The 12,364-nt window shown below is 37.1% G+C and carries 10 protein-coding genes; 7 read left to right on the top strand and 3 right to left on the bottom strand.

Annotation, left to right across the window (positions count from 1 at the left end; all coding sequences use genetic code 11):
- Positions 1-274: 274 nt before the first annotated feature.
- Positions 275-1,369: a CdaR family transcriptional regulator gene (locus ACQKMH_RS09540; RefSeq protein ID WP_427587144.1), complete on the bottom strand. Its 1,095-nt coding sequence runs from the start codon at positions 1,367-1,369 to the stop codon at positions 275-277.
- A gap of 307 nt (positions 1,370-1,676) precedes the next feature.
- Between ACQKMH_RS09540 and ACQKMH_RS09545 the strand changes: the two genes are divergently transcribed.
- The 3 genes from ACQKMH_RS09545 (at position 1,677) to ACQKMH_RS09555 (ending at position 4,567) form a co-directional block, all read left to right on the top strand.
- Positions 1,677-2,822, top strand: coding sequence for a glycerate kinase (locus tag ACQKMH_RS09545; protein WP_427587145.1), 1,146 nt, complete (start codon positions 1,677-1,679; stop codon positions 2,820-2,822).
- A gap of 418 nt (positions 2,823-3,240) precedes the next feature.
- Positions 3,241-3,588 (top strand): PadR family transcriptional regulator, encoded by a 348-nt coding sequence (locus ACQKMH_RS09550; RefSeq protein ID WP_427587146.1) that lies wholly within the window; start codon positions 3,241-3,243, stop codon positions 3,586-3,588.
- Positions 3,575-4,567, top strand: a complete 993-nt coding sequence (locus ACQKMH_RS09555; RefSeq protein ID WP_427587147.1) for an HAAS signaling domain-containing protein — start codon at positions 3,575-3,577, stop codon at positions 4,565-4,567. Before ACQKMH_RS09550 ends, ACQKMH_RS09555 begins: the two co-directional genes overlap by 14 nt.
- A 218-nt stretch (positions 4,568-4,785) precedes the next feature.
- Here the strand turns inward: ACQKMH_RS09555 and ACQKMH_RS09560 are convergent, their stop codons facing one another.
- Positions 4,786-5,319 (bottom strand): IseA DL-endopeptidase inhibitor family protein, encoded by a 534-nt coding sequence (locus tag ACQKMH_RS09560; RefSeq protein WP_427587148.1) that lies wholly within the window; start codon positions 5,317-5,319, stop codon positions 4,786-4,788.
- A 696-nt stretch (positions 5,320-6,015) separates the two neighbouring features.
- Between ACQKMH_RS09560 and ACQKMH_RS09565 the strand changes: the two genes are divergently transcribed.
- The 4 genes from ACQKMH_RS09565 to ACQKMH_RS09580 all read left to right on the top strand — a co-directional run bounded on the left by ACQKMH_RS09565 (position 6,016) and on the right by ACQKMH_RS09580 (position 10,925).
- Positions 6,016-6,408, top strand: a complete 393-nt coding sequence (locus ACQKMH_RS09565; RefSeq protein WP_427587149.1) for a sporulation protein — start codon at positions 6,016-6,018, stop codon at positions 6,406-6,408.
- A gap of 22 nt (positions 6,409-6,430) precedes the next feature.
- Complete coding sequence (locus ACQKMH_RS09570; RefSeq protein ID WP_427587150.1) at positions 6,431-7,312, top strand: mechanosensitive ion channel family protein; 882 nt, start codon at positions 6,431-6,433, stop codon at positions 7,310-7,312.
- A gap of 455 nt (positions 7,313-7,767) precedes the next feature.
- On the top strand, positions 7,768-9,018 hold the full coding sequence (locus ACQKMH_RS09575; protein WP_427587151.1) for an MFS transporter: 1,251 nt from the start codon (positions 7,768-7,770) through the stop codon (positions 9,016-9,018).
- Between the two features lie 425 nt (positions 9,019-9,443).
- Positions 9,444-10,925 carry a UDP-N-acetylmuramoyl-L-alanyl-D-glutamate--2,6-diaminopimelate ligase gene (locus ACQKMH_RS09580; RefSeq protein ID WP_427587152.1) on the top strand — a complete coding sequence of 494 codons (1,482 nt, stop codon included), beginning with the start codon at positions 9,444-9,446 and terminating at the stop codon, positions 10,923-10,925.
- 282 nt (positions 10,926-11,207) lie between these two features.
- On the opposite strand, the gene ACQKMH_RS09585 is transcribed toward ACQKMH_RS09580, so the two are convergent.
- On the bottom strand, positions 11,208-11,750 hold the full coding sequence (locus ACQKMH_RS09585; protein ID WP_427587153.1) for a ribonuclease H-like YkuK family protein: 543 nt from the start codon (positions 11,748-11,750) through the stop codon (positions 11,208-11,210).
- Positions 11,751-12,364 lie beyond the last annotated feature (614 nt).

The raw sequence follows: 12,364 nt of genomic DNA on the forward strand, positions 1-12,364 counted from the left end.
TAGGGCACTTGCTTTCCGCGGGCGGTCCGGGAGCAACCTCGGCTTGCTTCTGCGGGGTTTCCCCTAGGCGCACTTTTCTCGAAGGAGTCTCGTGCCTTCCGTTCCATCAACTTTGTTTTAATAGTTGGATGGAACTCTTATTGCTTGTCACCAAATTGTCCCTAAATTTCTTTCAGGATATTTCGAGGGATTTGACAGTCCCTTTATCGTCTTTATAGCTAATATGCTTTGCTAAACCTGCGGACTTAATAGGTCTAGAAAAAAATTTAATCCTTCAACTTTTCCTTTTCGATTGGTATATCCAAATGGCTAACTGCAAAGTTATAGCATCATTCAGCTCCTGTGGATTATAACCGGTCGTTTCCTTAATTTTTTTAATTCGGTATATAAGGGAATTACGATGGATATACATTCTTTTTGCACATTCCCCGATATTTAAGTTACAAAGGAAAAATTGGTGCAGCGTTTCAATTAATTTATCAGATAAGTTGCCTAATATTCTTTCTTGAAATTGCCGTTTAGTCCGTTCATCTAACTTTACCAGCAGAGCCTTTGTTTCCACATCAGTATATTTCGTTAAGGCTTGATTGACTTCACCTAGTAAAAGGGCAGATTCAGCTTCATGAAAGGTGTGGCATATGTATGATTCTTTTTCGACAATAGAGCCCATGCCGATTCGTATCACAAACCCTTTTGCTATTAATTGTTCGATGACTGTATTCATGCTTTGGATGATATTATTTTCAGTAAGGGCCGAAGTGAGAATGAATACTCGATTCACGTTCAGAAACCCAACAAGGGCGTGTTGTGTACCAAAAACATTTTCCATCATTTGAATCAATTCATTCTTTTTTAACGGATTTAATTTTAAGTCCATGATGCCAACTTGATAGGGAGGCTTTAATTTCATTCCAATCAGTTCTAGTCTCTGATCAATGGAGTGCTGATTAATCTTTTCCTTTAATAAGTCTTCAAATACCAATTCTTTCATATGTTGTTTCCATTCGAGTTGTTCTGCCATAAAAACTTGATGAAGCATCATTTCCGTAATCATTTTAACCAATTCCCCAAACTCCATAAGTTCTGTCGGATCACCGGTGATACCGATAACCCCAATAATTACATTTTGAAAGTTGATGGGTAAATTAATTCCTGGTAAAACGTCACCCCATAGATGACGATCCTTTTCATGAATGATTAATGGTTTACCAGTCTTCAGCACTTCGATCGCTCCAACATGCAAATGATCAATGCGTTCACGATTTCCAGAAGCGATGATTGTTCCTTTATCATCCATAATATTAATATTTCTATTAAGTCTCATTGTGGTTTGTTTGACAATTTCCATTGCAACTTCTTGGGTTAGCATACAAGTCATCCTTCAAGGTTTTTATAGTAAGTTATCCTATTTGGTAGCACAATGGTAAAAATATTTCATATAAACAAGCTATGTTTTTTTATGAAAAGGAATATGATACAAACTTTGAGCCTTCAGCTTTCTTATACATTATGAAATTGGGAAAATGGCATGAGCCCCTCTAAAATCATTTTTCTATATAGTATAGCCAAAAAAAACTAACATGTCATACTGATTTTCGTATAGGATGACCGATGATTAAATTATTCCTGAAGATTATAATTAATATAATGTAAATCCATTCGAGGAGGTATTCAGCATGAAAATTGTTATTGCACCAGATTCCTATAAAGGAAGTTTGTCAGCATTTGAAGCTTCGAAAGCAATCGAGCGAGGGGTCAGGAAGGCGCTTCCGGATGCCATGACGGAATTGGTTCCCGTAGCGGATGGCGGTGAAGGAACAATGGATAGCCTTGTGGCGGCTACAAATGGGCGAAAAGTTGAAGTGGCAGTAAAAGGACCATTACTTGATGAGGTACAGGCAGCATATGGAATATTGGGCGATCAGGAAACATGTGTGATTGAAATGGCAAGTGCATCCGGTTTATGCCTAGTCAATCCAGGTGATTTGAACCCGATGATCACTACTACGTACGGGACAGGGGAGCTCATTCAAAAGGCATTGAATGCTGGCTGTCGTAAGTTCATATTAGCGATTGGCGGAAGCGCGACCAATGATGCTGGGGTTGGAATGCTCCAGGCTTTGGGAATGAGAGTGATGGATGGTGAAGGTAAACCGATTGGATTCGGGGGTGCGGAGTTATTGCGTATATCTGAAATAAATACGGAAGATTTTGATCCAAGAATAGCAGAATCCGAGTTTTTGATTGCCTCGGATGTTCAAAATCCTCTAGTCGGTCACAATGGGGCATCGTATGTATTCGGACCCCAAAAAGGGGCGACTCCTGTCATGGTTGACATTCTTGAAAAAGCTTTATCTTCATGGGCTGATTTGGTCGAAAAAAAGACAGGTATTCACTTGCATGATAAAGCAGGTGCTGGTGCAGCCGGAGGAATTGGAAGTGCGTTTCAGGCATTTTTCCGGGCAGAAACAAAACGGGGCGTCGATATTGTTATGGAATATGCTAAACTAAGTGAAAAAATGTGCGATGCTGATTGTGTCTTTACTGGTGAAGGACAAATCGATTACCAAACAGCTTCAGGTAAAACACCCATGGGCGTGGCTCAAGAAGCGAAAAAGCACGGTATACCCGTATTTGTTTTAGCTGGTTCAATCGGAACTGGTATTGATGGTTTATATGACCACGGTATCACCAGCGTCCATAGTCTTGTAAACGCTCCTATGACATTAAAGGAAGCAATGGAAAGAGGAGCTGAATTTTTAGAACTTTCAGCTGAACAAGTAATGCGCACATTTTTGGCATCCATTAAAATTAGTGGGTAATCATTGTTTACGACACGCAAAAGTACAGGTAGTTCCATGTTTCCACTGAATTCCTAGTCATCACTTCATTGATTGCCCCAATGGTGCCAAAACGGATATTAAATGAGTTTTCCACTGGTTCTTGTGGCTTAAATCCAAGTGTATGATTACTTCTCGGTAGTCAATCCGTATGCTTACAAAGTTAAAAGGATGGCACCCTATTACAAGTAGTAGTACGTTAATTCCGAAGATGATAATAAGGGGCCATCTTGTCTGATTTTTATTAACGAAATGCAGAAAAGCGTAAAGCGCTTTTCTTTTTTGTGTACTTTTAATAAAATATATTTTCATTTTCATGTTAGTATTAGAACTAAAATAGTGTATGATGCATAGTATAAGGTATGGTGTACGTCACATAGTATAGAAGAGAGGTGATTGGATGAGCACATTACTTAATTCATTAACAACTGAGCTCCGCAGAGGCACATTGACATTAGCGGTTCTAAGTCAGCTCAAAAGCCCCCAGTATGGGTACTCGCTTGTCCAGCGTTTAGAGAAGTCAGGAATACCCATTGATCAAAGTACTTTATATCCGTTGCTTCGCCGCCTGGAAAAGCAAGAATTGGTGACCAGCAGCTGGGATACTTCTGAAAGTAGACCACGAAAGTATTATTCTTTAAGTGATTACGGGGATGAAATCTTCAATCAGTTAAAGCAGGAATGGGAAAAAACGTCTCAAGAGCTTTATATATTATTAAAAGGAGAGGATGAAGATGGAGTTAATTGAACTTTATATACAGGAAGTGACCCGCAGGCTGCCAGAAAAAAACCGAGAGGATATTGCACTTGAACTTCATTCTACAATTGAAGATATGCTTCCGGAGAATTATACCGAAGAAGACGTGAAAGGGGTTCTTTCAAAATTAGGAGATCCGGTTACACTGGCAAGTGGTTATAGAGATCGACCGATGCACCTGATTGGACCACGTTATTATGACGTATATATCAGCTTATTGAAAATGATTTTACCAATCGCGGCAGTTATTTCACTGATCGCATTACTTGGGGATAATCTGTTTAGCAATATTGGTGAAAAAACGGTCATTGAAGTTGTTATCATCATAATCGGGAAAGGAATAGCAGGTATCATCAGTACAGGAATCCAAGTATTTTTTTGGTTAACGCTTTTATTTGCCGTGTTAGAACGAACGGATACTTCAAAGGATCCATTGCCCTTAACGATAGGTTTGAAACGCTGGACTCCAGATGATTTAAAACATATTACGAACATTTCAAAGAAAAAAACGGTTCCAAAGATTGAGGTTTTTGGAAGTTTGCTAGGTATATCCATTTTTGCCGCCCTTTATTTCAATGCGGCCAATCTTTTGGGAGTCTATGAAAAAAGTAAAGAGGGACTCACTTTTGTGACACCTTCTTTTAATCAAGAGGTATTGAATTCCTATTGGCCGCTGATTTTTTGCATCATTATCTTTGGCGCCTTTCTGGCGATCTATAAACTGCTTGCAGGGCAATGGACCCGAAAACTTGCCTGGTTCCATGCTGGATATCAGCTTCTGACCACAATAACTTTCATCATCATCATCAGTAATCCGAATTTATTGACCGACGAATTTATTGCGTATATGTCAAAATTATTTTCAACTCTTGAATGGAATGTTTCAATATATTGGGGTCTCATCCTACTGACCACATTTTTTGCAGCATACGATTCTTTTCAAGGCTTTCGTAAAGCAAACATTCGTTAAGGCACAGCATGCTTGCTGTGTTTTTTTGTTTTAGAGTGTTAAAATTCGGCAGTGCGACAACGAAATTAAGGGAAAGCAACAATTAGAGAGTGAAGGGTGTATATAAATAATGGGAAGCTCTTTAATAGTGAGGTGGGAAAATATGCAAATAAAAAACCTCTTATGACATATAGTTTTTAACTATACGTCATAAGAGGAGTTTCAATTAAGACATGAACTTATTGAACTGCATCGAACTGATTGACTTTCCACGTAGATCCTGATTTGTAAAAGGTAACCGTTCTTTTAACAGACTCACCGTCGACAGTAGGTACAGTTAAATTATAGGATCTAACGTTTAGTTTTTGATAGACCAATTTAATTTTTGCTTTTTTCCATTCTAACATGCCGTCGCCGTCGCCGATAGGACGAGCTAATTTTCCTTTATGGGTAATGTATTTATATTTTGCCAACCCTTTTTCAACTGCATTATTAGTAAATGTTTCTGCTAAGTAGTCAGCCAGTTTATCTTTTGTATTGAATTCTTGGCAAAGGTAAGAATACTCTGTTCCTTTATAGTTGAACGTTTTTTGTGAACAAGTACGACTTTTATATCCATGTAATGCATTCCAAAAATGCTTGCTGGCATTATCGGCTATCTTTAATGCATTTGTGTCAGATAAATTCTGTGAAGTGGTTTGCGCTGTAACCCCCGAGCTTAATGTGAAAAATAGAATGATGATGGATAATAGCATACCTGAAAATTTTTTCATACTTTCTCTCCCCAATCCATATTAGGATACTTATGTAACGAAAGTGTAATTACTATTACAAATGTTACATTTATATTACAATAAATTTGCCGTAAGTAAAAGAGAAATCTTGTAAATTTTATTATATTTTTTTAGCTTTCTTTAAAACATGCACAAACTGTTCATTTTAATATCTCTAAAAGGAAGGTTCACCCCATTTTAAGTGCCCATTAGTGATTTATGGGTGAGAGGGGGTTACTTATATTCATATTACCCTTTCAAGTTCACCTAAAACCCGATTCTGAAATATTCAATATCTCCTATTCTTTATGATAAACAAACAAGTACATTCAATATATTTTCATTACGGTAAACATATGCTCAATGAACCCGATTTTCGGGCAGATTATTAAATTAATAGTATATAAAGGTTTGACAAACTTTCCATTCTTACCGTATGATAAACAATATACTTTAATATATTCTCCTAAGGGGAGTAGCTTTTACAACAATGTCGTCATTACGGAGTTACATACTCTCGGTGTTGTTGGCAACATATCGTTGTTAGCCAGACCTTACCTAATGGTAAAGGTCTATTTTCTGTTAAAAAACCTTTACCAAAATGGGTAAAGGTTTTTTTAGGTCTGTAGTATAGAAACTTTCAAGAAATGTATAAGTTGTTGGAAGAAAAAAATAATGATAAATGGAGTGTATTCTTTGATACTGAGAAAATCTTTGTTACTTTTAGGAATAGGGTCTGCACAGATAGATTTAATCCTTCCGAAAAACACGTATAAATCTGGTGAATGTATAAATGGTTATTTCTTGATTAAGGGTGGTACCTTGGAGCAAAGAATAAGGAGGATCGAATGTGATTTAATTATGGATACTCATTCTACCGGAATGGAAGAAGTCCTTAAGACGAGCACCATTTTGTCAACAAGAGAAATAAATTCAGGGGAAAGTAATGAAATTCCTTTTAACTTCTGTTTGCCTACTATGAAGGAGCCAAATAAGCGAGGGGTTTCCTATCGCCTTAAAACGAGACTAATTCTTGATAAAGGGATAATTGGCAAGGATGATGACTGGATTTTAATCGATTCTGAATAAGAGTTGAAATAGAGGTGAGAACATGAATATCTTAAAATTTACTGAGCTTGCTATTGATTATTTGGAAGAATTTTTATTATTGAGGCTTTTTATATTGGCTTTAATGTTATTGGCCATTTATTACATTTTGAATAAATTGGTTGAATGGTTCTTTCGAAGGTCCCATTTTTTTGAGGAAGAAGTCGAAAAAACGATACAGGGGGTTACTCGTTCTTCTCTTAGGTACGGCATTTCCGCTCTTTTCCTCATTTATCTGATTGGACAGTTTATAGACCTAAAAGGAATTTTAGCTGGAGCTGGGATTGTAGGGGTCGTTATCGGATTTGCCGCTCAGCAAATGCTAAAGGATATTTTATTAGGGTTTGTAAGGCTGTCAGATAATGAATTCCGAGTGGGGAATTTTGTGACGTTTAATGGGACAAGCTCCGGAACGGTTGAAGAAATCGGAATCCGGTTCATGCAGATTCGGGAATGGTCAGGAAAACTGCTGACCATTCCACACAGTGAAATCAGGACGATTCAAAATTATAATAAAGGGAAAATGCGAATCATTGAACGCATCACGGTTAGTTACCAAGAAAATCCTGATAAGGTGAAACGGTTGTTGGAAGATATATGTCTTATCTGCAACGAGAAGTATAGTGAAAGCCTTTTAAGACTGGAAGATGGCACACCTGAAGAGGATTTTAGATATATTGGCATCACGGATTTAAATCCGAATCTTAAATATGTTGGATATGAGCTATGTTTAGTGGGGCTTGTGAAACCAGATGATTACTTTGAAACTGCAAGAAATGTAAGGTTTGAGATGATTTCTGCCTTACATGAGCACCAAATTCAAATGCCATCTTCCCATTTACTTGTACAGACAAATCCAAAACATGAACGTTTGATGGAGAATTAAAAAGAATCCTCATTTTTACTTGTGCCATTCCGGGAAAGGGTCATGAAAAAAGGTGTTCATTCATTGGGCAGTAAATGATCCCTCCTTTCTTGCCCATGGAAGCGTAAGGGTATAACGGTCCCTCATTTGAAGAAGGACCGTTATTTAGACAAGACTTGAACAAGTTGGGGCAAAAAAAATAGGATGATTTTTATGAAATTTACCTTGATTAATGCGATTGATTCGATTATTATAAACTTAACATAAAATGGAAGGGTGACCTTAAAACAATGATCATTTAATCCTATTTTTTAAGAAAAAATGCGTGTTTAATACGATCTTTTTTTCTGGATAGGATTAGTCTGTACTTAAAAATACAAACAAAGATCATTGTATTCCTCCCATTGGGGATATTTTGCCTTTTTAATTTGTATTGTACTGCCTCCTGTCCAGATATTTTACAGGAGGTTTTTATATTGGAAAAAAACGCATCTGTACCATTAAGTAATAAGGAACCTAACATATTCACAAATCGTGTATTTCGGGCCATTATCTTTTCAGGCTTATTTTTACAAATAGGGATATGGGTACGGAATTTTGCCGTTTTGTTATTCGTCATGGAACAGACAAACGGTGATGCCTTTGCCATTTCAATGATTTCAGTAGCGGAATTTGCACCCATTTTTATTTTTTCATTTATTGGAGGAACGTTTGCGGACCGTTGGAGCCCGAAAAAAACGATGGTTTGGTGTGATATTTTAAGTGCAATATCCGTTTTTGCTGTGCTAATTGCCCTTATCTTCGGGACTTGGAAAGTGGTGTTTTTTGCAACTTTGATTTCTGCGATACTTTCACAATTTTCACAGCCATCGGGCATGAAGCTATTTAAGATGCATTTGCCAGAAAGTCAAATTCAATCAGGGATGTCAATATATCAGACTGTATTCGCTGTATTCATGGTTTTAGGGCCGATCCTCGGTACATTTGCATTCCAATCATTCGGAATCAACATCTCCATAGGGATTACTGGTCTAGCGTTTTTACTTTCCGCTGGTGCGCTGGCTTTCCTTCCAAAAGATCGCAAACTGGATGCGGAAGCCGTAAAAACAACAATATGGCAGGAAATGAAAAGTGGAGTGAAATATGTGCTGCAGAAAAAAGAACTGAGTCTTCTTGGTTTATGTTTTCTGGCAGCTGGCCTCGGACTTGGTTTCATTCAGCCGCTTTCGATTTTCCTTGTTACTGAACAATTAGGTTTGCCTAAGGAAAATCTTCAATGGTTATTCATGGTGAATGGCATTGGTATGATTTTAGGCGGAGCTGGAGTGATGATTTTTGCCAAAAAGGTAGCGCCTCAGAGATTATTAGCCTTAGGAATGCTGATGAATGCCATTGGATTAGCGGTAATGGGGCTTTCTACAAACCTTTGGATTACACTTACCGCCGAATTCTTTAATGGGCTTATGCTGCCTTGTATCCAAATCGGAATTAATACATTGATATTGCAGAGGACAGAAGGGGAGTTCATTGGAAGAGTCAATGGAATCTTAAGCCCGTTGTTCACTGGTTCGATGGTATTGACCATGAGCGCGGCAGGTATGTTGAAAGAGCAATTTTCACTCGTTGCCATATTTGAAATCGCGGCTTTCTTTTTTATTCTTGGGATGTTTTTCATTTTACCCTTGTACAATCAAAAAATGGAAACGAAATCCGTGGAAGTTCAATAGGAGCATTGAAAAAAGGGTTGTAAATGGTGTGATTAGCTTGACTGGAGATTATGAGATTACATTCTTCAATATAGGGAATTCCCCTAAGATGAGGTAGTTTCTTGCAGTTTGTCAATGTACTCTATACTTTGTGAACCTAAAGAAGGCAGCCGGCTTCCTCAGACTGTAGATAAACTCGATGAAAATTGAGTTTATCTACAGTTTTTTTTATTTTAAATATGAGACGTTACCCTTTGATAAGTAGGTTCTCACTGCCCCTGTTAAAAGATAAAAGAAGGTTATATTTTTACAATCAAATTAATTCTTGAATGACAAGTAATTTTGGAGTGCAGGTGAATACTAAAAATGGCATGTTAGTTAATATGATTTTTTTAAGACGCATATTTTGGAATAGGTGAATAGCTAATATAAAAGGAGAAAAGGTAATGATCCTTAAGGATATAATAGAAGACACATTCAACTGGGTTTTGCCAAAGGACGTTGAAGATATATTCATCACAGGTGTAACCGATAACTCTAAGGAAATAAAAAATGGATACCTTTTTGTTGCCGTAAACGGTTATAAGGCAGATGGACATAATTACATTAAAGATGCCATTCGTCTAGGGGCATCGGTTGTGATTGGGGATCGAGATATAAAAGGGGTGGATGTCCCTTATATACGTGTTAAGAACAGCCGCAAAGTATTAGCGGAAATCGCTAAAAGGTTTTTTGGGGATCCCAGCAATCAAAAAATAATGATAGGAATTACGGGTACGAATGGTAAAACCACAACAAGCTATATGCTTCAACAAATATTAGAAGAGAATGGAATATCCTGTTCCGTCATAGGTACGATACAACATATAATCAATGGAAACAAAGTCGATTCTCATAATACGACTCCCGGTACGGTGGAATTGAATACCTTACTGGCTGCTAGTGAGGACATGGTTGTCATTATGGAAGTGTCTTCGCATGGATTAGCCCAATACCGTTTAGAAGGAATTGAATTTGATTTCTGCGTCTTTACGAATTTATATCATGACCATCTCGACTTCCACGGAACGATGGAGGATTATTTCCTGGCAAAATTACTGCTTTTTGAAAAATTAAAAACCAATGGTCTTGCGATTATTAACGGAGATGATTTCTGGGGAGAAAAATTACAAGAATACTTACGAGAGAAGAAAGTCAGTACCTACGTTTTTGGTAAATCCAAGCTGTGCGATCTAATGATCACTAATTATAATACAGCAAAAAATCCCTTTATTTCATTGAAAGAGAATCATATATCTGTGAAAATCAATTTACCATTGCCTGGACTTCATAATTTATATAACGCAGCCGCAGCTTATTCGGTAGCGAAGATGTTCCCAATTAAAAAAGAGGATATTCTCTCCTCGCTTAATCGATTTTCTGGTGTTCCAGGAAGATTTGAAATGTATAAAAAAGAAGATGGTCCGACAATTGTCATCGATTATGCACATACTGCTGATGCCATTCATCACATGCTTCAAACTGCAAAAGAATGCGGGGCAGAAAAGATTTATCATATCTTTGGTTTCCGTGGTGGTCGAGATACAACCAAAAGGGCAGAAATGGTTAAGGTATCTTCAGAACTAAGTGATGTATCAATTTTGACGATGGATGATTTGAATACGGAGGGGACAGAGGTGATGGAAACATCACTCCATAAACTTCAATGCGATTACTCTTCTGGAAATGGGAAGGTTATTCCAGATAGGACCTTTGCTATTCAGGAAGCGTTACAAGCAGGGAAGGATGGGGATTGGATTATTATAACAGGAAAGGGAATGGAGAAATATAAACAAAATTTTGGCCTGCCTACTTTTTCTGACAAAGAAACGGTATTATATCTACAAGAAAAAAACAAAGGGGATTTTATCGGTTTCTTTGATCAATAGTAAATTGTTCTTAAGGAAGTCTGCATGATGTTAATTATTGGAAAGTAACTGCTCCCAAATGGAAATATGTTTTTGGTTAGATAACGATCCGTTGAGCTTGTACACCATTGGTTGAAAACGTTAAGGAAAACTCTAAAATTTAAACTGTTATTTAATTTAACATCGAATCATTATTATTGTGAAAATTAGAAATGGCTTTTGTCGACAAACGGAAAAAGATAGGGAAAAGATAAATCCAAATGTTCGCCGCTTAGGCGTCTTACCTATTGCTTTTGGCAACATTTACTCTTTCTTTGTATACCTGTTTGCATAACTTGAAGCAACGAAAGCATTCGGTTTAATTTTAGGTTCCACCCCCATGGACTCCATCCTGGCTACCATTTCTTTTACGAACTCACTTGTTTTGTTTCGTTTTCCAATCCCGATATCAATGTGGCCTTCCATGTTGAACGTTGCCCCTTGATATACAGCAGGCAGGACAATATCGATTAACTGATTTTTTCTTTCCTCCGTAAACATGGATACAATCCCCTCAGTTAACGACAATTCATGGGAAATACGTTCATGTAATTGCGTCATCCTTCTAGGTATCATCACTTTTCTTATACAAGCCCACACACCATTTCCGACCAGCTGTATCACAATGCCTGTTATGAAAACCGTATGTTTTTTATGTACTTGCGAATCTGTACCGATCATTAATCGGTAGTTACCCGCTGGATTTAATTTCATGAAATCTACAATGTGATCGAATACCTCTTCAAATGACATGTTTTTTTCCTGGAGATTTTGAAATGGAATATTATGAAATGGATATTGCTTCATATTTTATTGCACCCAACCTTTCCCCGACTTTTAATACGATTGAAAAAAATCTGCTTGTTCCCTTAAATACATCATATGATGGGGATCCTTGTTTCGTGCAGTAAGTAGAACCAACCCACAAATAAAGATGTCGTCATCATAATTCAAGAATGTGCTCATATTAAGGATGTAAAATCTTTAATGAAAAGTCTAATTTAGAGCTCTTGGTGGAACAAGCCACCTTTGCTGATGAAGGCTCATGGGATCGTATGGTACGGATATATAATTCCTTAATATTCATCAATGGAATGGTATCGTCTCCTAATATTTAATATGTAATGAAGTGAAGCCAAGAACCCGTGCTTCATTTTTTTTGTGAGAAGAATGTCATGGATGTTACGAAAAAATCTATTTGGAGTTAATGAATGATGCAGCCTTCTTTAACGGCAGAGTCTTGTAAATTTATATGTCACCTAGGTAATAATACTGACATGATCCTAAAGATTTGCAGAGTTAGAGGTTTATGAAAGGAAATCTAACCTGCAATTATGAAAATTCTCTCTACTAAACTTCATTAAAGAATCCGTATTATATATCTTTTAAAAAAGTGTGTGATGTTTTCTTACATAAACCAA

Origin of the sequence: Peribacillus sp. NPDC097895, from assembly GCF_050277555.1 — a bacterium.
GTDB lineage: Bacteria > Bacillota > Bacilli > Bacillales > DSM-1321 > Peribacillus.